General features: G+C 66.9%; 21 protein-coding genes. 11 read left to right on the top strand and 10 right to left on the bottom strand.

Annotation, left to right across the window (positions count from 1 at the left end):
• The first annotated feature begins 162 nt into the window (after positions 1 to 162).
• A complete protein-coding gene (locus tag B2R83_RS08835) occupies positions 163 to 816 on the top strand; it encodes a PEP-CTERM sorting domain-containing protein (protein ID WP_292040201.1) in 654 nt (217 codons plus the stop codon).
• Here the strand turns inward: B2R83_RS08835 and B2R83_RS08830 are convergent.
• From B2R83_RS08830 to B2R83_RS08815, 4 genes are read right to left on the bottom strand one after another with little or no spacing between them, the layout of a single operon-like run.
• Complete coding sequence (locus B2R83_RS08830; protein ID WP_267872344.1) at positions 809 to 931, bottom strand: hypothetical protein; 123 nt, start codon at positions 929 to 931, stop codon at positions 809 to 811. The genes B2R83_RS08835 and B2R83_RS08830 overlap by 8 nt on opposite strands.
• Positions 928 to 1,902 carry a quinone oxidoreductase family protein gene (locus tag B2R83_RS08825; protein ID WP_292040261.1) on the bottom strand — a complete coding sequence of 325 codons (975 nt, stop codon included), beginning with the start codon at positions 1,900 to 1,902 and terminating at the stop codon, positions 928 to 930. Before B2R83_RS08825 ends, B2R83_RS08830 begins: the two co-directional genes overlap by 4 nt.
• A 25-nt stretch (positions 1,903 to 1,927) precedes the next feature.
• The gene (locus tag B2R83_RS08820; RefSeq protein WP_209587566.1) at positions 1,928 to 2,320 is read right to left on the bottom strand and encodes a methylglyoxal synthase; all 393 of its coding nucleotides are present in this window, start codon (positions 2,318 to 2,320) and stop codon (positions 1,928 to 1,930) included.
• A complete protein-coding gene (locus B2R83_RS08815; RefSeq protein WP_292040193.1) occupies positions 2,317 to 3,237 on the bottom strand; it encodes a DMT family transporter in 921 nt (306 codons plus the stop codon). The genes B2R83_RS08820 and B2R83_RS08815 overlap by 4 nt, the downstream gene beginning before the upstream one ends.
• A gap of 213 nt (positions 3,238 to 3,450) precedes the next feature.
• On the opposite strand from B2R83_RS08815, the gene B2R83_RS08810 reads away from it, so the two are divergent.
• The 10 genes from B2R83_RS08810 (at position 3,451) to B2R83_RS08765 (ending at position 12,397) form a co-directional block, all read left to right on the top strand.
• Positions 3,451 to 4,227, top strand: coding sequence for a DUF2182 domain-containing protein (locus B2R83_RS08810; protein WP_292040191.1), 777 nt, complete (start codon positions 3,451 to 3,453; stop codon positions 4,225 to 4,227).
• 112 nt (positions 4,228 to 4,339) lie between these two features.
• Positions 4,340 to 5,065: a YebC/PmpR family DNA-binding transcriptional regulator gene (locus B2R83_RS08805; protein ID WP_036215836.1), complete on the top strand. Its 726-nt coding sequence runs from the start codon at positions 4,340 to 4,342 to the stop codon at positions 5,063 to 5,065.
• Between the two features lie 79 nt (positions 5,066 to 5,144).
• Positions 5,145 to 6,410 carry a phosphoribosylamine--glycine ligase gene (purD, locus tag B2R83_RS08800; RefSeq protein ID WP_292040188.1) on the top strand — a complete coding sequence of 422 codons (1,266 nt, stop codon included), beginning with the start codon at positions 5,145 to 5,147 and terminating at the stop codon, positions 6,408 to 6,410.
• Between the two features lie 57 nt (positions 6,411 to 6,467).
• Entirely contained in the window at positions 6,468 to 7,391 is a 924-nt protein-coding gene (hemF, locus tag B2R83_RS08795; RefSeq protein WP_292040186.1) for an oxygen-dependent coproporphyrinogen oxidase, read from the top strand.
• Entirely contained in the window at positions 7,388 to 8,047 is a 660-nt protein-coding gene (gene nadD, locus B2R83_RS08790) for a nicotinate (nicotinamide) nucleotide adenylyltransferase (RefSeq protein ID WP_292040184.1), read from the top strand. The genes hemF and nadD overlap by 4 nt, the downstream gene beginning before the upstream one ends.
• Entirely contained in the window at positions 8,047 to 8,733 is a 687-nt protein-coding gene (gene rsfS, locus B2R83_RS08785) for a ribosome silencing factor (RefSeq protein ID WP_292040182.1), read from the top strand. Before nadD ends, rsfS begins: the two co-directional genes overlap by 1 nt.
• Positions 8,734 to 8,740: 7 nt before the next feature.
• Entirely contained in the window at positions 8,741 to 9,211 is a 471-nt protein-coding gene (rlmH, locus tag B2R83_RS08780) for a 23S rRNA (pseudouridine(1915)-N(3))-methyltransferase RlmH (RefSeq protein ID WP_036215824.1), read from the top strand.
• Positions 9,212 to 9,224: 13 nt separating this feature from the next.
• On the top strand, positions 9,225 to 9,842 hold the full coding sequence (locus B2R83_RS08775) for a Maf family protein (protein ID WP_209587559.1): 618 nt from the start codon (positions 9,225 to 9,227) through the stop codon (positions 9,840 to 9,842).
• A 95-nt stretch (positions 9,843 to 9,937) separates the two neighbouring features.
• On the top strand, positions 9,938 to 11,410 hold the full coding sequence (rng, locus tag B2R83_RS08770) for a ribonuclease G (RefSeq protein WP_209587558.1): 1,473 nt from the start codon (positions 9,938 to 9,940) through the stop codon (positions 11,408 to 11,410).
• Between the two features lie 66 nt (positions 11,411 to 11,476).
• A complete protein-coding gene (locus tag B2R83_RS08765) occupies positions 11,477 to 12,397 on the top strand; it encodes a CHAD domain-containing protein (RefSeq protein WP_292040177.1) in 921 nt (306 codons plus the stop codon).
• Between the two features lie 81 nt (positions 12,398 to 12,478).
• On the opposite strand, the gene B2R83_RS08760 is transcribed toward B2R83_RS08765, so the two are convergent.
• Genes B2R83_RS08760 through B2R83_RS08735 form a run of 6 tightly spaced genes read right to left on the bottom strand, consistent with a single transcriptional unit; the run spans position 12,479 to position 21,378 of the window.
• The gene (locus B2R83_RS08760; protein WP_292040175.1) at positions 12,479 to 14,569 is read right to left on the bottom strand and encodes a putative bifunctional diguanylate cyclase/phosphodiesterase; all 2,091 of its coding nucleotides are present in this window, start codon (positions 14,567 to 14,569) and stop codon (positions 12,479 to 12,481) included.
• A gap of 60 nt (positions 14,570 to 14,629) precedes the next feature.
• A complete protein-coding gene (locus tag B2R83_RS08755; protein ID WP_027867779.1) occupies positions 14,630 to 15,283 on the bottom strand; it encodes an energy-coupling factor ABC transporter ATP-binding protein in 654 nt (217 codons plus the stop codon).
• The gene (locus B2R83_RS08750) at positions 15,280 to 15,987 is read right to left on the bottom strand and encodes an ABC transporter permease (protein WP_292040170.1); all 708 of its coding nucleotides are present in this window, start codon (positions 15,985 to 15,987) and stop codon (positions 15,280 to 15,282) included. Before B2R83_RS08750 ends, B2R83_RS08755 begins: the two co-directional genes overlap by 4 nt.
• Positions 15,987 to 16,868: a formate dehydrogenase accessory sulfurtransferase FdhD gene (locus B2R83_RS08745; RefSeq protein ID WP_292040166.1), complete on the bottom strand. Its 882-nt coding sequence runs from the start codon at positions 16,866 to 16,868 to the stop codon at positions 15,987 to 15,989. Before B2R83_RS08745 ends, B2R83_RS08750 begins: the two co-directional genes overlap by 1 nt.
• The gene (gene fdhF, locus B2R83_RS08740; RefSeq protein ID WP_292040163.1) at positions 16,865 to 19,666 is read right to left on the bottom strand and encodes a formate dehydrogenase subunit alpha; all 2,802 of its coding nucleotides are present in this window, start codon (positions 19,664 to 19,666) and stop codon (positions 16,865 to 16,867) included. The genes B2R83_RS08745 and fdhF overlap by 4 nt, the downstream gene beginning before the upstream one ends.
• Positions 19,663 to 21,378: an NADH-ubiquinone oxidoreductase-F iron-sulfur binding region domain-containing protein gene (locus B2R83_RS08735; protein WP_292040161.1), complete on the bottom strand. Its 1,716-nt coding sequence runs from the start codon at positions 21,376 to 21,378 to the stop codon at positions 19,663 to 19,665. Before B2R83_RS08735 ends, fdhF begins: the two co-directional genes overlap by 4 nt.
• Positions 21,379 to 21,453: the final 75 nt, after the last annotated feature.

Here is a 21,453-nt window from a genome sequence, read left to right as displayed (position 1 = left end):
CCTCGTTCTTTTTCAGGTCGACCAAACGGCGCCCGATGTCGGTTTTCTTGACACTTTTGGGAATGAATATTTCTTAGCCGCACTAAGCCATTGATGCCATTGATATTTTCCTGCTGGCATATTTATTGCTTTTATTCATTATTCAAAAGTTAAGGAAGACCGATGAAACTTTCTATCATCCGCAGTGCCGTGTCCGCTGTGCTGTTCTGCTTCGGCCTGCATGCCCATGCTACCGTCATCGTGACGGATTCGACGTATGGCGTCGCCGATGGAAACATTCTTCTTCGCAACATTGACGTCACCCGGCACGGCGACATCCAGGACCTGAACGTCCTGATCGAGTTTTCCAAATGCGACGATCCACGCATCGGCGCGGCCGGCAGCGCCTGCATCGGCACGGGTAACTCGTTCAACAGCGAAATGATCTTCCGCCTGATTGGCCCGAAAGGGACCGTGGTCAACCTGGTCAACGCCGGCACATACACCGGCTCGCGGCCGGGCAGCGGCCGCATCAGCGTCAACTTCGACGACGAAGCCGCCACGGCGGTCGGCGGCGTGGCAACCGCCGGCAGCTTCCGCCCGGTCAAGCAGCTGTCCGCTTTCGATGCCACCGACATGTTCGGCACCTGGACCCTGCAGATCCAGGACCTGGCCGTCGGCGATCCGCTCGAATATTTCTCGTCGCACCTGGAGTTCAACGCGAATGCTGCCGGGACCGATCCGGCACCGGTGCCGGAACCGGCGTCGCTCGGACTCCTGGGCCTCGGCCTGCTGGGCTTGAGCGCCGCGCGCCGCCGCAAGCAGCCGGTCAGCTGAAGTAGGCTTCCGAGCCGAAGGTGAGCGCCACGACCAGCACCAGCGCGAACGCCAGCACGATCAAGAGGCGCCCGAACTTCGGCGCGCCGCTTTCTTCCTTGTCCGACTCCCTCATGGCAGCAGCACCGTCGAGCCGGTCGTGCGGCGCCCTTCCAGCGCCCGGTGCGCCTCGGCTGCATCCGCCAGCTTGAAGCTCTGCTTGACCTCGATTCTGATCTTCCCGCTTTCCACCATCTCGAACAATTCGGCCGCCATCGCCTCGAGCGCGGGCCGGGTCGCGGCATAGGCAAACAGCGTCGGACGCGTGATGTAGAGCGAGCCGCGCGAAGCCAGTTCGGAAAGCGCGAAGGGCGGCACCGCGCCGGACGCATTGCCGAAGCTGACCATCAGGCCGCGCGGCTGCAGGCAGTCGAGCGAACGGATGAAGGTGTCCTTGCCGACCGAGTCATAGACCACCGGCACCCTGGCGCCCTCGGTAATCTCCAGCACGCGCTGCACCACGTCCTCGGTGTTGTAATTGATGACGTGGGCCGCCCCGTGGGCGCGCGCCAGTTCCGCCTTTTCCTCGGAGCCGACGGTGCCGATCAGGTTCACGCCGAGCGCCTTCGCCCACTGGCAGGCGATCAGCCCGACGCCGCCCGCCGCCGCATGGAACAGGATGGTCTGGCCGGGCTGCAGCTGGTAGGTCTGGCGGAACAGGTATTGCACCGTCAGGCCCTGCAGCATCATGGCGGCGCCAGTCTCGAAGGAAATCGCGTCCGGCAGGCGCACCAGCATGTTGGCCGGCATGACGCGCGCCTCGCTGTAGGCGCCCGCCGGGCCGCCGGCATAGGCGACGCGGTCGCCCGGCCGAACGTGGGTGACGCCCTCGCCCACCGCCTCGACCACGCCGGCGCCTTCCTGGCCCAGGCCGGACGGCAGGGCCAGCTTGTACAGGCCGCTGCGGTAATAGGTGTCGATGTAGTTCAGGCCGATGGCATGGTGGCGCACGCGCGCCTCGCCCGGGCCGGGATCGCCGACTTCGACGTCCGCGTACTCGAGCACTTCGGGGCCACCGAGGGTGGCGATGCGGATGGCTTTGACCAGCATGGGATTCTCCAAGTGCGGCTCGCTAGGCGCGGGCGCGCATCAGTTGCGACAGCACCAGGCGCGCGGTCGAGACGTTGGTGGCGCAGGCGATGTCGTGCACGTCGCAGGCGCGCACCAGGGCGTTGATGTCGGGTTCGTGCGGCTGCGGCGTCATCGGGTCGCGCAGGAAGATCACGCAGTCGATCTCGCCCTGCACCAGCTGGGCGCCGATCTGCAGGTCGCCGCCGACCGGACCCGAATGCTTGCGCTCGACCGTGAGTCCGAGCTCGTTGGCCAGGCGCCCGCCGGTGGTGCCGGTGGCCGAGAGCGTGCAACCCTTGAGGAAATCAAGGTACTCCCTGGCCAGGGTGATCATGTCGTCCTTCTTCCTGTCGTGCGCGATCAGTGCAATGCGTGGCTTGGTCATTGTCGTCATTTTTTCAGCGAGAGAGAATAGATCCCCACCAGCACGAGACCGGTGCCGGCCAGCTGTACGCCGGTTACCGGCTCGCCGAGGATCAGCGCGCCGAGGAACAGCGTCGATACCGGACCGATCATCCCGGCCTGCGAGGCGGTCGCGGCGCCGATGCGCTGGACCGCGGCCATGGTCATGAACACGGGGAAGATCGTACAGAATACCCCATTCACCAGCGAGAGCCAGTAAACCTCCGCCGGCTGCACCAGCATGCTCGCCGGACGCAGCAGGAAGAACTGGGCGATGCAGGCCGCACTCGACACGCACATCGCGTAAGCCACCAGACGCAGCGAGCCGATGCGCCTGACCATCTCGCCGGTGCCGAGCAGGTAGACGGCATACGAGATCGCCGAGCCCAGCACCAGCAGCGAGCCAAGGATGGTGCTGCCCGAACCGCCGGCAAGGTCGTGCACGAACACCAGCACGATGCCGCAATAGGCAAGCCCCAGCGCCGCCCATTCCGCCCCCTTGACGCGCCGCTTGAAGATCATCACGTTCGCCAGCAGCACGAAGGTCGGGGTCAGGAACAGGATCAGCCGCTCGAGCCCCACCGAGATGTGCTGCAGGCCGAGGAAGTCGAGGTAGCTCGACAGGTAGTAGCCGAGCAGGCCCAGCACGACGATGCGCCAGCGGTCCTGCTTCGACAGTGGCGGCTGGGTTCGCATCTTCCAGAGCGCAACGGCGGCAAACACCGGAAGCGAGAACAGCATTCTGAACGCGATCAAAGTGACTGCATCGATGTGGTAGCGATACAGCAGTTTGGCCACGATGGCCTTCGTGGAAAACAGGACGGCGCCTGCGACGGCGATGGACAGGCCGGCGACGAGGGCGGCGCGTGGTAAAGGAGCAGCAGGGTTGGCGGGGACGCTTTCGTTCATCCGACGATTGTACGAGGCTTCGGCCGGGTTCGCTGGAGGCGGGGCGGACAGCGCCCAAGAACGCGGCCGGTGCGGCGCTGTCGAACAGCGCACATCAACCATATCGAGGAGAGACCGAATGACGAACTCGTCAAACCATCGCAGGGGCCGGCACCGACCGGACGCAAGCTTCGTGCACGCAGCCGCCTTGCCTGCCCAGTGCGGGAGCCGCCAATGAGCCTGTCCGGCATCGATGAACGGCTCGGGCGCCCGGTCGCGCTCGGCCTGGCCTGGATGGTCCTGCTCGCCTGCGCCAGCCTCGCCCCGTTCGTCTTCCAGGGCGGGGCCTTGCCCCTGCCCCTTTCCCTGGCCGGCGCCCCCGCCCTGCCCCCGCCGGCGCCGCTGCGCGCCGCCGAACTGATGCTGCTGTTCGCGATGTGGACCGGCCTGTGCGTGGCCCTGATGCTGCCGGCCGCAGCGGGAGCTCTGTTCGTCTACCTGCGCGTCGCGCGCCGTCGCGCAGGGGTGCGCTGGCCGCGCCTGGCAACCGCCCTGTTCGCCACCGGCTGCCTGCTGGCCTGGACCGGTTTCGCGGCGCTGCTCACCCTGCTGCACTGGGCCCTGCACGACGCCGGCTGGCTCGACGCCAGCTTGGGGGCGCCCCAGCCGGCCCTGGGCCTGGCGCTGGTCGCCGCCGGGGCCTGGCAGTGGACCCCCGCCAAGCACGCCTGCCTGCAGCACTGCCGGGTGCCGCTGGCGGGCGTGCTGGTCGACTGGCGCGGCGGCGCGCTGGGCGCGCTGTGGCAGGGCGCGGAACACGGGCGCACCTGTCTCGGCTGCTGCTGGCTGCTGGTCCTCCTGCTGCTGGGCGGCGGTCCGGGCAATCCGGCCCTGGTCGCGGCGGCAGGGCTGCTGGTGCTGGCCGAACTGCGGCTCGAGGAAGGCCCGCTGGCCGGCTGCGTGGCCGGGGCGGCGATGGTGGCCGGCGGCACCTGGCTGTTGTTTCCATGACAGTTTGCTCACCAGCCTGGGCGATTTTGCAAGGGGGGCCTATGCTAAAATGTCGGCCACTCTTGCATACAGGAACCCCGCAGGTTCCCTTACCGTCTAAGGAACTTTGGAAATGGCTGGACACAGCAAATGGGCCAACATCAAGCATAAGAAAGCCGCTACCGACGCCAAGCGCGGCAAGATCTGGACGCGCCTGATCAAGGAGATCACCGTGGCCGCGCGCATGGGCGGCAGCGACGTCAACTCGAATCCGCGCCTGCGCCTGGCGGTCGAGAAGGCGGCCGACGCCAACATGCCGAAGGATAACGTCACCCGCGCGATCCAGCGCGGCGCCGGCGAACTCGAAGGCGTCAACTACGAAGAGATCCGCTACGAAGGCTACGGCATCGGCGGCGCCGCGATCATCGTCGACTGCCTGACCGACAACCGCGTGCGTACCGTGGCCGAAGTGCGCCACGCCTTCAACAAGTACGGCGGCAACATGGGCACCGAGGGTTCGGTGGCCTTCATGTTCAAGCACGTCGGCCAGTTCCAGTTCGCGCCGGGCGTGGACGAGGACAAGCTGATGGAAGCCGCCCTCGAAGCCGGCGCCGACGACGTGATGCAGGACGAGGAAGGCGGCTTCGAAGTGCTGTGCGACCCGTTCGCCTACGCCGGCGTGAAGGAAGCGCTGGAAAAGGCCGGTTTCAAGGCCGAGGTCTCGGAAGTCATCATGAAGCCGGACAACGAGACCGTGCTGACCGGCGAAGACGCCGTCAAGATGCAGAAAATCCTCGACGCGCTGGAAAACCTGGACGACGTCCAGGATGTCTACACCAACGCTGTCATCGACGAGTAAGCAGCAGCCGTCAAACTGTCGAAAACCGGCTGGCGCGCCAGCCGGATCCCCCGTAGCAACCAAGTAGGAACGCGCCCGTATGAAAATCCTCGTAGTCGGCTCTGGCGGCCGTGAACACGCCCTGTCCTGGAAACTGGCCCAATCGGAGCGTGTCCAGACCGTCTTCGTCGCCCCGGGCAACGGCGGCACCGCCCTCGACGCTCGCCTGGTGACCGTCGAGATCACCGATCCTGCGGCCCTGGCCGACTTCGTCGTGGCCGAAGGCATCGCCCTGACCCTGGTCGGCCCGGAAGCGCCGCTGGCCGCCGGCATCGTCAACCTGTTCCGCACCCGCGGCCTGAAGATCTTCGGACCGACGAAAGAAGCGGCGCAGCTGGAAAGCTCGAAGGACTTCGCCAAGGCCTTCATGCAGCGCCATGGCATCCCGACCGCGAAATACCAGAGCTTCTCGGATGCGGCCCAGGCGCACGCCTACGTCGACGCCAACGGCGCCCCGATCGTCATCAAGGCCGACGGCCTGGCGGCCGGCAAGGGCGTGGTGGTGGCGATGACCCTGGACGAAGCGCACGCCGCGGTCGACCACATGCTGTCCGATAACGCCTTTGGCGACGCCGGCGCCCGCATCGTGATCGAGGAGTTCCTGGCCGGCGAGGAAGCCAGCTTCATCGTCATGTGCGACGGCAAGAACGTGCTGCCGCTGGCAACCAGCCAGGACCACAAGCGCCTGAAGGACGCCGACCAAGGCCCGAACACCGGCGGCATGGGCGCCTATTCTCCTGCCCCGATCGTGACCCCGTCGATGCACGCGCGCGTGATGCGCGAGATCATCAACCCGACCATCCAGGGCATAGCCAAGGACGGCATCGTCTTCACCGGCTTCCTGTACGCCGGCCTGATGATCGACGCCGAAGGCAACCCGCGCACGCTGGAATTCAACTGCCGCATGGGCGACCCGGAAACGCAGCCGATCATGGCGCGCCTGAAGAGCGATTTCGCCACCGTGCTGGACCACGCCTGCAACGGCAGCCTGGATGCGGTCGAGCTGGAATGGGACCGCCGCACCGCGGTGGGCGTCGTAATGGCCGCCGCGGGCTATCCGGACAGCCCGCGCAAGGGCGACGTCATCGACGGCATCCCTGCCGAAACCCCGGAATGCGTCACCTTCCATGCCGGCACCCAGTTAGTTGCCGGCAGCCTGCAGACCAGCGGTGGACGCGTGCTGTGCGTGGTCGGCCTGGGCGACAGCGTCAAGATGGCGCAGAAGCAGGCCTACGAGACGGTGGAGAAGATTCACTTCAACGGCGCGCAATACCGCCGCGACATCGGCTGGCGCGGCCTGAAATAAGACCAGCGCCGGGGGCAGGTGTACAATCTGCCCATTTTCGCCGCCTACCCTGAACGCATGACCATCCCCGACCCGTCCGCCATCAAGACCTGGCTGCTCGAGCTCCAGTCCCGCATCGTCGGCGCCCTGGAAGACATCGACGGCAAACCTTTCCTGGTCGACACCTGGGAGCGCCCGGAAGGCGGCGGCGGCATCTCGCGCCTGATTGAGGAAGGCAATGTGTTCGAGCGCGGCGGCTGCAACTTCTCGCACGTCACCGGCGCCAGCCTGCCGCCCTCGGCCATGGCCGCGCGTCCGGAACTGGCGGGCCGGGCCTGGGAAGCGATGGGCGTGTCGCTGGTGCTGCACCCGCGCAACCCCTACGCCCCGACCGTGCACATGAACGTGCGCTTCTTCGAAGCCACCGCTGAAGGAAAAGACCCGGTCTGGTGGTTCGGCGGCGGCATGGACCTGACGCCCTACTACGGCAACCAGGACGATGCGCGCCACTTCCACCAGGTCTGCCACGACGCATTGGCGCCCTATGGCGCCGACCTGCACCCGCGCTTCAAGAAGTGGTGCGACGAGTACTTCTACCTGAAGCACCGCAAGGAGCCGCGCGGCGTGGGCGGCATCTTCTTCGACGACTTCAACGAAACCGGTTTCGATGATGCGTTCGCGATGGTGCGCAAGGTCGGCGACGGTTTCCTCGATGCCTACCTGCCGATCCTGCAGGCGCGAAAGGACACGCCCTACGGCGAGCGCGAACGCGACTTCCAGGCCTACCGCCGCGGACGCTATGTCGAGTTCAACCTGGTGTGGGACCGCGGCACCCTGTTCGGCCTGCAGTCGGGCGGCCGCACCGAGGCGATCCTGATGTCGATGCCGCCGATCGTGAAATGGCGCTACGACTGGCACCCGGAACCGGGCAGCCCGGAAGCGGCCTTGTATACCGACTTCCTCGTCCACCGGGACTGGCTGGCAGCGGGACCACATTCGTGAGTCAATGCATTGCCCTGCTGGGTGGCAGCTTCGACCCGGTACACCACGGCCACGTCGCGCTGGCCGCGCTGTTTGCCGAACTCCTTCAGCCGGACCAGCTGCGCATCCTGCCTGCGCGGCCGTGGCAGAAGAGCGCCCTGCAGGCCAGCGATTCCCAGCGCATCGAGATGCTCGAACTGGCTTTCGGCGGCCAAGCGTTCGCCGTCACGATCGACCTGCAGGAAATCGAACGCGGCAGCGCCACCTACACGGTCGAGACCCTGCGCGCGCTGCGCGCCGAGCTCGGCGAAGCCGCCTCGATCGTCTTCCTGATGGGCGCCGACCAGCTGCAGAAGCTCGACACCTGGCGCGACTGGAAGGAATTGTTCACGCTCGCGAACCTGGGCGTGGCGGCACGGCCGGGCTATGAACTGGACCAGGACAAGCTGCCCCCTGGCGTGGCGTCGGCACTCGCGGGACGGCTGGCGACACCCGCGGAAGTGCGCGCCACACCGCATGGCAAGGTTTGCCTGGCTCACACTTTGGCGGTTGATATTTCCGCCACCCAAGTCCGAAACAGCTTGCGGACTGGCGCGGACCGAGGCACCGACCTTGGCGCGCTCGTTCCGCCGCAAGTGCTAGACTATATTCAACAACATAACTTATATAAAAGCTAATGGATATCAAGAAACTGCAAACCCTCGTCGTTGACGCCCTCGAAGACGTCAAGGGCCAGGAGATCGTCCTGTTCGACACGACGCACCTGACCAGCCTGTTCGACCGCATCGCGGTCGTCTCGGGCACCTCGAACCGCCAGACCAAGGCACTGGCCGCTTCGGTACGCGACAAGGTCAAGGCAGCAGGCGGCGACGTGGTCGGCATGGAAGGCGAAGACACCGGCGAATGGGTGCTGGTCGACCTGGGCGACATGATCGTCCACATCATGCAGCCGGCCATCCGCCAGTACTACCGCCTGGAAGAAATCTGGGGCGAGAAGCCGGTCAAGCTGGGCGCGGCCAAGCGCAAGTCGACGCCGGAAGCGGCGGAAGCAGCCGAATCCAAACCGAAGTCGAAGCACCTGGCCGCCAACAAGGATGAGCCGGAAGCCAAGCCGGTCAACGAGCGCAAGCCTGCCGCCAAGCGCGCGACCAAGACCGCCACCGGCACCGCCGCCGCCAAGAAGCCGGCCGCCAAGAAGGTCCCGACCGGCAAGACCGTGAAGGTCGCACCGAGCAAGAGCGAAGTCGCCGCCGTCGAAGCCACCAAGGCCAAGCCGCCGAAGCGTACCCCGAAGGCTGCCGCTCCCGCCGATGCAGAACCGGTGAAAAAAGTGATCCGCCGCGTGAAGAAGGCCGCCGAGTAAGCCTTTTATGCAGCTGATCATTGCCGCGGTCGGGCACAAGATGCCGGCCTGGATCGAATCCGGGTTCGGCGAATACACGAAGCGCATGCCGCCCGAGCTGCGCATCGTGCTCAAGGAAATCAAGCCGGTCGAGCGCTCCGGCAGCAAGACCGCCGCCACCGCGATGGCGCTCGAGCGCGAGCGCATCGAGGCCGTCCTGCCGAAAGGCGTGCGCATCATCGCGCTGGACGAGCGCGGCAAGGACCTGACCAGCGTCGGCCTGTCCCGGATGCTGGAGAACTGGCAGCAGGACGGACGCGATACCGCCTTCCTGATCGGCGGCGCCGACGGGCTCGATCCCGAACTGAAGGCGCGCGCCGAAGGCATGATCCGCATCTCCAGCATGACGCTGCCGCACGGAATCGTGCGCGTCATGCTGGCGGAACAGTTGTACCGTGCCTGGTCCATCACCCAGAACCACCCGTACCATCGCGTGTGATTGCGCGCCATCCATGAAACCCACCGACAAGAAAATCTACCTCGCCTCGAAGAGCCCGCGCAGGCGCGAACTGCTGCGCCAGGTCGGCGTGGAATTCGAGCTGCTGATGCTGCGCAGCGACCCGGCGCGCGGCGTGGACGTCAGCGAAGACGTGCTGCCGGGCGAAGACCCGCACGCCTATGTGGCGCGCGTGGCCAAGGAGAAAGGCGCGTTCGCCTGGAACATGCTGCAGATGCGCCGCCAGCCGCTGCGTCCCATCCTGACCGCCGACACCACCGTCACCATCGACGGCGAGATCCTCGGCAAGCCGGCCGACAACAAGGAAGCCGTGGCCATGCTCGAGCGCCTGTCCGGCCGCACCCACCAGGTGCTGACCTCGGTGGCGGTCCATGCCGAGCGCGTGGCGGAACAGGTCACCCAGGTGTCGAACGTACGCTTCGCTACGCTCAGTCCGGCCCAGATCAAGGCCTATTGCGCCACCCCGGAACCCTACGACAAGGCGGGCGGCTACGGCATCCAGGGCCTGGCCGCGCTGTTCGTCGAGCATATCGAAGGCAGCCATTCGGGGATCATGGGCCTGCCGATCTTCGAGACGGCCCAGCTTCTGCGCAAAGCCGGCTACAACGTCTGACCGTCCGCTTATCCGTGGGCCGGCGGCGAACCGCCTGCCTACGAATTACGCCGCCCGTGTATGATGTCGCTCTGAACAATACTGCACGGCCGGCCATGAACGAAGACATCCTCATCAACATCACCCCGCAGGAAACGCGCGTGGCGCTGATCCTGCAGGGCGCTGTGCAGGAACTGCACATCGAGCGCACGCTCACGCGCGGGTTGGCGGGGAATGTCTATCTGGGCAAGGTCGTGCGCGTCCTGCCGGGCATGCAGTCGGCCTTCATCGACATCGGCCTGGAACGCGCGGCCTTCCTGCACGTCGCCGATATCTGGGAAGCGCGCAACCATGAAGGCCCCAACGGCGCCCTGGCCGCGCCCACGCCGATCGAAAAGCTGCTGTTCGACGGCCAGGTGCTGACCGTGCAGGTCATCAAGGACCCGATCGGCACCAAGGGCGCGCGCCTGTCGACCCAGATCTCGATCGCCGGCCGCATGCTGGTCTACCTGCCGCAGGACCATCACATCGGCATCTCGCAGAAGATCGAGAAGGAAGCCGACCGCGAACACCTGCGCACCCGCCTCGCGAACATGCTGCCGAAGGAAGAGAAAGGCGGCTACATCGTGCGCACCCAGGCCGAGGAAGCCTCGGACGCCGACCTGGCGGCCGACGTCGACTACCTGCGCAAGACCTGGGCCGCGGTCCAGCAGGGCGCGCGCACCCGGCCGCCGACTTCCCTGCTCTATCAGGACCTGAACCTGGCCCAGCGCGTGCTGCGCGACTTCGTGCACGACGAGACCGCGACCATCCAGGTGGACTCGCGCGAGAATTACAACATGCTGGTCGAGTTCGCGCAGGTCTACACGCCGAGCGTGCTGTCGCGCCTGACCCACTACACCGGCGAGCGTCCGCTGTTCGATCTCTACGGCGTGGAGGAAGAAATCCTGCGCGCGCTGGGCCGCCGCGTCGACCTGAAGAGCGGCGGCTACCTGATCGTCGACCAGACCGAGGCGATGACCACCATCGACGTCAACACCGGCGGCTACGTCGGCGGACGCAACTTCGCCGACACCATCTTCAAGACCAACCTGGAAGCGGCTCACGCCATCGCACGCCAGCTGCGCCTGCGCAACCTGGGCGGCATCATCATCCTCGACTTCATCGACATGGAGAACAACGAGCACCGCAACGCCGTGCTCGCGGAACTCAAGAAGACCCTGGCGCGCGACCGCACCAAGGTCTCGGTGAGCGGCTTCTCGGCCCTCGGCCTGGTCGAGATGACCCGCAAGCGCACGCGCGAATCGCTGGCCCACATCCTGTGCGAGCCCTGCCCGGCCTGCGCTGGCCGCGGGCAAGTGAAAACCTCGCGCACGATCTGCTACGAGATCCTGCGCGAACTGCTGCGCGAAGCCAAGCAGTTCAATCCGCGCGAGTTCCGCATCGTCGCCTCGCAGGAAGTGGTCGACCTGTTCCTGGAAGAGGAATCGCAGCACCTGGCCATGCTGGGTGACTTCATCGGCAAGCGCATTTCGCTGCAGGTAGAGAAGGGTTACCACCAGGAACAATACGACGTGATCCTGATGTAGCAATCGGGCGGCTGCCAAACTCGAGGCGGGTATGATGTGCTCCACATGAGCACATCAGGGCGCCCGATGAACACCGAAACCACAGTAAAGCTGGTAAAAGACGATGCCCCGGCACCGGTGAAGGCCGCGCGGGTGCGCCTGAAGCGCAAGATGCGCATGGAAGACGCGCTGCAATGCATCGGCCTGAACTGCATGGCGCAGATCGAGGCCAATGTTCCCGGCGTGCTGGCGCAGGACCTCGAGAGCCTGCACCAGATGCGCGTCGGCCTGCGCCGCCTGCGCGCCCTGCTTGACATGTTCCACGAACTGGCTCCGCTGCCGCCCGGACTCCGGGAAGAACTCGACTGGCTGGCGAGCGAACTGGGCGCCACGCGCGACTGGGACGTACTGGCCGGCACCACCCTGCCCACGATCACCGGCATCGCTACCCACGCCCTGCAGGCGGCCGCGCAGGACCATGCGCGCGCCCTGCACAAGAACCTGCTGCCCACCCTGCATTCGGAGCGTTATACCCAGCTGATGCTGCAGATGAACGGCTGGCTGCACGGCCGCCAGTGGCGCCCTGGCGCCGGCCTGCCACAGGACGACCCGCTGGCACGGCCGGCCCTGGACGGCCTGGTGCCGCTCATCCGCAAGGCGCAAAAGCGCCTGCGCAGGCGCATCGGAGCACTCGATGAAAACGATGCACCGGCCCGGCACCGGGTGCGCATCGCCGCCAAGAAGGCGCGCTATGCGGCCGAATTCTTCCGTGACCTGCTGCCGAAAAAGGAGGTCAAGGCCTATATCAAGTGCCTGTCCCGCGTGCAGGACCGGCTCGGCCACCTGAACGACCTGGCGGTGGCGAGCCGGCTGCTGCCCGAGCTCGAAAACCATGGACACGCGCACGACGGCGCGTATGCGCGCGGCTGGGTTGGCGGATCCGCATCAGCCGCTGCCCACGGCCTGCGCGAGGCGCTCGACAAGGTGGCGTGCTTGAAGCTGGCGTAAGTCCGTCGCACGCGGCAGCCGTCGGCAGTGCTGGGCGAATCCTCAGGCTGGCTTCGGCGTGCCGATTGGAAAGGGGTCTTGTCACCCGCAGGCCAGCACCAATGCCTCGAACTCCTTCACTGGCATCGGGGCGCCAAGCAGGTAGCCCTGGAAAGCGCGGCAACCGAGCGACTTCAGGTGTTCGAGCTGCGCCGCCGTCTCCACCCCTTCCGCGATATGTTCGAGGCCCAGCTTGGACGCAAGGCCAATGACGATCTCGACGATGCCTGCCGAGCGGGGATTCTCGACACAGCTCGCGACAAAAGACTGGTCGATCTTCAGGCTGCTCAGTGGGAAACGCTGGATGTAGCTCAGCGAGGAAAACCCGGTGCCGAAATCGTCGATCGAGAAACGCACCCCGTCCCGCCGCAAGCTGTGCATTTTCTCGATGGTCGCCTCGATATCGGTGGCCAGCAGGGACTCGGTCAGCTCCATCGACAGCTTGGCCGGATCGGCGCCTGCAGCGCGCACGATCGCCAGCGAGCGCGCAACGAAATCCTCGTCGTGCATCTGGCGTGCGCTGACGTTGACCGCGACGCCCAGCCTGGCGAGCGCCGGTACCGCCGCCCAAGCCGCAAGGCGCTCGCTCGCCTGGCGCAGGACGATGTCGCCAAGCCTGACGATCAGGTCCGAGGTTTCCGCCAGCGGGATGAAGCTGCCCGGCGCCAGGATCCCGCGCATCGGATGCTGCCAGCGCAGCAGCGCTTCGGCGCCAAGGATCTTCTGGTCGGCATCGAACTGGGGCTGGTAGTACAGGACGAATTCGCCGCGCGCCACCGCTTGCGCCAGTTCGTCCTGGAGCCGGGCGCGCTCGTCGATCAGCCGCTGCATGGCGGGATCGAAGAAACGGATGGCGTTGCGCCCCGCTGACTTGGCCGCATACAGGGCGATATCGGCCTGCTGCAGCAGCAGGTCGGCGTCCGTGTCCCCGCGATCGACCAGCACGGCGCCGATGCTGGGGGTGATCGAAAAGTGACGCTCCTCGATCGCGTAGGGGCGGCCCAGCATTTGGCCCAGCCGCCGGCAACCCTGCTGGGCCAGCGCGGCGCACGAGAGCTTGGGAGACGCGGCGCAGTCGAGCAGCACGACGAACTCGTCGCCCCCGAGCCTGCCCACGAAATCGCCTGGTCCGAGCGCGGCTTGCAGGCGCTGGCCGACTTCCTGCAGCAGGCGGTCGCCAAAGGGGTGTCCTTCGGTGTCGTTGAGCAACTTGAAATTGTCCAGGTCGATGAGCAGGACCGCGCTCGCCGTGCCGGCCGCCGCGGCGTGCATGCGCCGGCGCTCGAGCTCACGCAGCAGGTAGCGCCGATTCGGCAAGCCGGTCAAGTAGTCGTGGTCGGCATTCTGCTGCAGCTGCCGCTCGAGCCGCTGGCGCTCGCTGAGGTCGGTGTTGGCGCCGGAGATGCGCATTGCGCGTCCGGCGGCGTCGCGCAGGACAAATCCGCGGCTGAGCACCGGGACCGGATGCCCGTCGCGGTGCCATAGCCGGAACTCGATCGCATAGCTTACCTCCGGGCCGGCCAGCAGGTCCGCGAGAAAACCGTTGACGCGCTCGCGGTCTTCCGGATGCAGCAGCCGCTGCCATGTGTCGACATCGTCGGGCTGTGCGCCGGGGACACGGCCGAGCATTTCCCACCAGCGCTCGGAATAGAAAATCGTTTGCCGGTCGAGGTCCCAGTCCCAGTAGCCGTCGTTCATCCCACGCAGAACCAGTTGCAGGCGCCGCTGCGAGTGTTCCAGCGCCTGCTGGGTAGCCACCAGTTCGCTGCAATCGGTAAAGCAGACGACGACGGAAGCGATCTCCCCGGCCCCGTCGAACACCGGATAGGCATTGCAGATTACCCAGGTCACGGCGGCGCCGGGACGGTTCACGCCGACCACCAGGTCGGTCACCGGTGCGCGCTCGCGCAGCACGCGGCTCGCGGGCAAGTCTTCGACGTCGATCGCGCCGCCGCCCGGGGAGACGAACGACCAGCCCGGATGATCCACATGGCGGCCGCGAATCTCCGTCATGTCTTCGCCAATCAGCCGCTGGGCCATGGCATTGGCCGCAATGACCGCCGAGCGGCTGTCGTGCACCACGATGCCGGCGGGGACCTTGTCGAACAGGTTTTTGTCGAGGTGGAAGGCCATAGCAGCGTTAACATATCACACGGTAGTCGGTATATCGCACCAGCGGGGCTTCCGCGGGGTTCAGCGGTATTCCAGGCGCCCGTCGCGCAGCTTGAGGCGGTGGATGCCGGGCAGCCCGATCAGGTCGCGGTCGTGGCAGGCCATCACGACGCTGCTGCCCTGCTCCAGCAAGGTAGGGATCAGGTCGATGACCTGCTCGCGCGCCGGGCCGTCGAGGTTGGCCGTGGGTTCGTCGAGCAGCAACAGGCGCGGCTGCAACACCCGGGCCCGGGCCAAGGCCACGCGCTGCTTTTCGCCGCCCGACAGGCGTGCAGGATCGGTGTCGCGCAGGTGCGCCACGCCGGCCCAGGCCATCGCCTCCTCGACCCTGGGCGCCGCGCTGCGCCGGCTCTCGCCGCGCGCCAGCAGGCCATAGGCGATGTTGTGGGCAACGCTGGTCGAGAACATGATCGGATGCTGGTGCACGAACACGATGGCGCGCCGTAGCGCTTGCGGATAGGGATGCAGCGGCATGCTGCGGCCGTCGAAGTCGACCGTGCAGGCGTCAACGCGTTCCAGGCCGGCCAGCATGCGCAGCAGCGTCGACTTGCCGGCCCCGTTCACGCCGGTCAGCACGTAGGCCGTTCCCGCCTCGATGGCCAGCTGCTCGATCTCGAACAGGGTGCGCTCGCCGTGGCGCTTGCGCAGGCCATGCAGGGTCAAGAGCGGGGTCACCGGCGTCCTCCCGCCGTGTGGGCCTCGCCTTGCAGCAGCACCAGCGCGCCGTTCATCAGGAGCGCCAGCGAGACCAGCACGATGCCAAGCGCGATCCCTTGCGCGAACTCGCCCTTGCTGGTTTCCAGCGCGATGGCGGTGGTGATGGTGCGCGTCTGCCCTTCGATATTCCCGCCCACCATCAGGGCGCAGCCGACTTCCGAGATCACGCGGCCGAAGCCGCTGATGACGGCGGCCATTACGCCGTAGCGCGCCTCGTGCAGCACCGTGACCATCACGCGCCAGCGGGATGCGCCATGGGCGATCGCCGTCTCGGCATAGCGCGGGTCGGCCGCCTGCACCGCCGCCAGCGTGAAGGCCAGCAGGACCGGCAGCCCGATCACCATCTGGCCGAGGATCACGCCTTCCTGGGTGAACAGCCATTCGAGACCGCCCATCGGGCCGCGCCGCGACAGCAGCAGGTAGAGCAGCAGGCCGATCAGGACGGTGGGCAGCGACAGCGCGGCCTGGGCCAGCCAGATGGCGATGCGCCGTCCCGGGAAGCGGTGCATGGCGATGACGTAGCCGAGGAAGACCGCCGGCGGGGCCGCCAGCAGCAGCCCGAGGATGCTGGTCTTGAGCGAGACCCAGACGATGCGCCACAGCGCCTCGTCGCCGCTGAACAGCAGGGCAAAAGCGTGCGTCGTTGCGTCCAGCAGGGACATCAGGCCGGCCGTGCGCTATGGTAGGGTGCGTTCAGGGGTTCCAGCAGGTCCGGCTCGAACACCAGGCGCGCCTGCCCGGCCAGCAGCAAAAAGTGCTTGCCCGAGCAGCGCGCCAGCAGCGACATGCCGACCCGTTCCGCCACCATGTGCCCCATCTGGGTGGTGCCGGAACGCGACAGCAGGAAGGGAATCCCCATCTGGGCGCCCTTGATGACCATCTCGGAGGTCAGGCGCCCGGTGGTGTAGAACACCTTGTCCCCGCCCTCCAGGCCATCGAGCCACATCAGGCCGGCGATGGCGTCCACCGCATTGTGGCGGCCGACGTCTTCCACGAAATAGAGCAGTTCCCCATCGTGCGAGAACAGCGCGCAGCCGTGCACCGAGCCGGCCTGCTTGTAGACCGACTGCTGGGTACGGATGGTCTCGACGATGCGGTAGACGACCGACTGCGGCAGGCGCGCATCCTCGGGCAAGGTGATCTGGTCGACTTCATCCATCAGCCCGCCGAACACCGAGCCCTGCCCGCAGCCGGTGGTGACGACCTTCTTCGCGGTGCGCTCCTCGATATCAAGAATGCCGTTGCGGGTCACGACCGCCACCGCATCGACCGACCAGTCGACCTGGATCGAGACGATGTCCTCGAGCGTGCGCACCAGGCGCTGGTTGCGCAGATAACCCAGGGTCAGGGCTTCGGGCGCGCCGCCCAGGGTCATCAGGGTGACGATCTCGCGCTTGTCCACGTACACGGTGAGCGGGCGCTCGGCAGGAATGTGGATGCTGGAGGGGCGGCCGCGTTCGTCCACGGCCGTGACCTCCTGCGTCAGGCAGGCGTGCGCCTCGGACAGGACGGGACGATAAGAGGGCAAGTCAGGGCAGTTCATGTTGCCAATTGTGCCATGCCCGCCAATATTTGGCCGCCACCGTAGCTTCCCTGCGGCGCGACTTCGCCGCCGGGCGTCAGCTTGATGGCGCAATATTTGAACTCCGGAATCTTTCCGAAAGGATCGAGCGCTGCATTGGTCAGGCGGTTGATCGCCGCTTCGTAATAACAGAAGGGCACGAAGATCGCGCCCACCGGCGAACTGTCGTCGGCCCGTGCATACAGGACCACTTCGCCGCGGCGCGAAGCGATCGTGACGGGCTGGCCCGGTTGGAGCCCCAAGCGTTCGAGATCGAGCGGATGCACCAGCGCCACCGGATCGGGCTCGATCGCATCGAGCACCGTGGCGCGCCGCGTCATGCTGCCGGTATGCCAGTGCTCGAGCTGGCGGCCCGTGATCAGGACCATCGGGTAGTCGGCATCGGGCCGCTCGTCGGCCGGGATGATGTCGGCCGGGACGAAACGCGCCCTGCCGCCTTCGCGCGGGAACAGTTCGGTGAACACCACCGGCTGGCCCATGTCGCCCTCGTTCATGCACGGATACACCACCGCGCCGTTGCGCTCCAGGCGTTCCCAGGTAATGCCGCCGATGCTGGCCATGGTGCGGCGCATCTCGTCGAACACTTCCGATACGTGGCCATAGTTCCACTCCAAGCCGAGGCGCTTCGCCATCTGCTGGATGATCCACAGGTCCTGTTTCGCCTCGCCCGGCGGGTCGATCGCCTGGCGGCCCAGCTGGACCAGGCGGTCGGTATTGGTGAAGGTGCCGGTCTTTTCCGGGAAGCTCGATGCCGGCAGGATCACGTCCGCCAGGTAGGCGGTCTCGGTCAGGAAGATGTCCTGCACCACCAGGTGCTCCAGCGCCGCCAGCGCGGCGCGCGCATGGTTGGCGTCGGGGTCGGACATGGCCGGGTTCTCGCCCATGATGTACATGCCGCGGATCTGGCCGGCATCGATGGCATCCATGATCTCGACCACGGTCAGGCCCGGCTTCGGGTCGAGGGTGGCGCCCCAGGCCTGCTCGAAGCGCGTACGCGCGGCCGGGTTGTCGACGCGCTGGTAGTCCGGCAGCATCATCGGGATCAGGCCGGCGTCGGACGCTCCCTGCACGTTGTTCTGGCCGCGCAGCGGATGCAGGCCGGTGCCGGGGCGGCCGATCTGGCCGGTCATGAGCGACAGCGCGATCAGGCAGCGCGCGTTATCCGTGCCGTGCACGTGCTGCGACACGCCCATGCCCCACAGGATCATCGAACCCTGCGAGGTGGCGTACAGGCGCGCCACGTAGCGGATGGTCTCGGCATCGATGCCACAGATCGGCGCCATCGCTTCCGGGCTGTATTCGGCCACATTGGCTTCGAGCTCGGCATAGCCGATGGTGCGGCTGGCAATGAAGTCCTGGTCGACCAGCTTTTCGCTGACGATCACGTGCATCATCGCATTGAGCAGCGCGACGTCGGTGTCGGGCTTGAACTGCAGGCAGCGGTGCGCGTGCCGCGCCAGCTCGGAGCGGCGCGGATCCATCACGATAAGTTTCGCCCCGGCCTTGACCGCATTCTTGATCCAGGTCGCGGCTACCGGGTGGTTGACGGTCGGGTTGGCGCCGATGATGACGATCACTTCGGCGCACGTCACGTCCATCACCGGGTTCGACACCGCGCCCGAACCGATCCCTTCCAGCAGGGCCGACACCGACGAGGCGTGGCACAGGCGGGTGCAGTGGTCGACGTTGTTGGTACCGAAACCCGTGCGCACCAGCTTCTGGAACAGGTAGGCTTCCTCGTTGCTGCCCTTGGCCGAGCCGAAGCCCGCCAGGGCCGCGCCGCCGTGCGCATCGCGGATGCGGGCCAGCTTGCCGCCGGCAAGCAGGAGGGCTTCTTCCCAGCTCGCTTCGCGGAACACGTCCATCACGCGATCCGGGTCCATCGTGAAGTCGCCCGACTTGGGCACGCCTTCGCGGCGGATCAATGGTTTGGTCAGGCGATGCGGGTGGTGTGCGTAGTCGAAGCCGTAGCGACCTTTCACGCACAGGCGGCCCAGGTTGGCCGGACCGTTGCGCCCTTCCACGTAGAGTATCTTGTTGTCCTTGACGTTGTAGGTCAGCTGGCAACCGACGCCGCAGTAGGGGCAGACCGAATCGACCTGCTTGTCGGGAATGTTGAGGGCCACTTCGCGCGCCGGCATCAGGGCGCCGGTCGGGCAGGCCTGCACGCATTCGCCGCAGGCCACGCAGGTGGAGGCGCCCATCGGGTCGTCCTGGTCGAACACGATCCTGGTCTCTTGCCCGCGGAAGGCCAGGCCGATCACGTCGTTGACCTGCTCGTCACGGCAGGCGCGCACGCAGCGCGTGCACTGGATGCAGGCGTCCAGGTTGACGGTGATGGCGGCATGGGTCGCGTCACGCTGCGGCTGGCGACGGCTTGGCGTGAAACGCGGCTTCTGGATGCCGAGCTTTTCCGCCCACAGGTCGACTTCGTTCCTGCGGGTGTACTCGGCCTCGGGCATGTCGGACAGCAAGAGCTCGAGCACCATCTTCTGGGCGGCCAGTGCGCGCGGACTGTCGGTCGTGACCTTCATGCCGGCGCTCGGATGGCGGCAGCACGAAGGCGCGAGCACGCGCTCGCCGTCGATCTCGACCATGCAGGAGCGGCAGTTGCCGACCGCCTCCAGGCCTTCCTTGTAGCACAGCCGCGATATATCGACGCCTTCGCGCGCCGCGACCTCGATCAGGGTTTCCTGCGGCAGAGCCTCGACCTCGCGGCCGTTCAGCGCAAAGCGCACGGTGGGGATGCTGGCGTTCATGCGCCCTCCAGTTCATGCGGGAAGTAGCGGATCACGCAATCGAAGGGATTCGGCGCCGCCTGCCCCAGGCCGCAGATCGAGGCATCGCGCATCACCTGGGACAGTTCGCCCAGCAATGGCGTATCCCAGCGTGGCTGGTCCATCAGCGCCAGCGCCTTGGCGGTGCCGCTGCGGCAGGGCGTGCACTGGCCGCAGGACTCGTGCCTGAAGAAGGCCAGCAGATTGCGCGCCGCCGCCACCGCGCTGTCGTGCTGCGACAGCACGATCACCGCCGCCGAACCGATGAAGCAGCCGTAGGCTTGCAGGGTGTCGAAGTCGAGCGGGATCGCATTCATCGAGGCCGGCAGGATGCCGCCCGAGGCACCACCCGGCAGGTAGGCATACAGGCGGTGCCCTTCCAGCATGCCGCCGCAATACTCGTCGATCAGCTCCTGTACCGTGATGCCGGCCGGGGCAAGCTTGACGCCCGGCTCGCGCACCCGCCCCGAGACCGAGAACGAGCGCAGCCCCTGCCGCCCGTTGCGCCCTTGCCCCGCGAACCAGGCCGCGCCGTTCTCGAGGATGGCGCGCACCCAGTACAGCGTCTCGAAGTTGTGGACCAGGGTCGGCCGGTCGAACAGCCCCTGCTGGGCCACGTAGGGAGGACGCAGGCGCGGCATGCCGCGCTTGCCTTCGATCGATTCGATCATCGCCGACTCTTCGCCGCAGATGTAGGCGCCGGCGCCGCGGCGCACATGCACCTGCGGCAGTCCCTCGCCCGGCGGCGCCGCGAACAGGCGCTTCAGTTCATGGTCGAGGATGGCGCGGCAGCCGTGGTATTCGTCGCGCAGGTAGATGTAGACCGCCTCGACGCCGGCCGCCCAGGCCGCCACCAGCATGCCCTCCAGGAAGCGGTGCGGGTCGCGTTCGAGATAGTACCGGTCCTTGAAGGTGCCGGGCTCGCCTTCATCGAGGTTCACGGCCATCAGGCGCGGGCCGGGCTGCTCGCGCACCAGGCGCCACTTGCGCCCGGCCGGAAAGCCCGCGCCGCCCAGGCCGCGCAGGCCGGAGGCCTCCATCTCCCTGAGGACATCGTCGACCTGGCGCCGGCCCGCCATGCAGTCGGCCAGCAGGCGGTAGCCGCCCGCTTCGCGATAGTCCTGGTACGCCAGCCAGGGCTCGGGCTGGTGCCGCACTTGTCCCGTGGCGACCTTCCCCAGCACCGCGTCGAGCGTCGCCTGCGGCACCGGGTGCTGGCCGACCACGGCCGCGGGCGCCTGTTCGCAGCGGCCGATGCAGGGCGTCGGGAGCACGCGTACTTCGGCGCCGAGCAGCGCCGGCAGGCGCGCCAGCAACTCGTTCGAGCCCGCCATCGCGCAGGACAGGCTGTCGCACACGCGCACCGTCAATGCGGGCGGGGCAGCCTCGCCCTCGCGCAGCACGTCGAAGTGGTGATAGAAGGTGGCGACCTCGAAGACCTCGGCCTGGGCCATGCGCAGCTCCTGCGCCAGCGCGGCCAGGTGGGCGGCCGGCAGCGCCTTCAGGCCGTCCTGCAGCAGGTGCAGGCATTCGATGAGCAGGTCGCGGCGGCGCGGCATGCCGCCAAGGAACGCCTGCACCTCGCGCAAGGCCTGCGGGTCGACCTGGCGGCCCTTGGGCGCCTCGCGCTTGCGCTGGCGGCTGGCGCCCCCGCTGTCGCCAATGCGGGCGATCGGAATGATGGGGTGGTTCATGTGGACATCCCTGTTGTGGTCCGGATCTGTCGCCGGTTGCAATGAGTATAAACCCGGCGGCGCACGGTGGAACGC

This window comes from Massilia sp. UBA6681 (assembly GCF_002454935.1).
Classification (GTDB): domain Bacteria; phylum Pseudomonadota; class Gammaproteobacteria; order Burkholderiales; family Burkholderiaceae_D; genus Telluria; species Telluria varians.
This window is presented reverse-complemented; position numbering and strand designations above follow the sequence as displayed.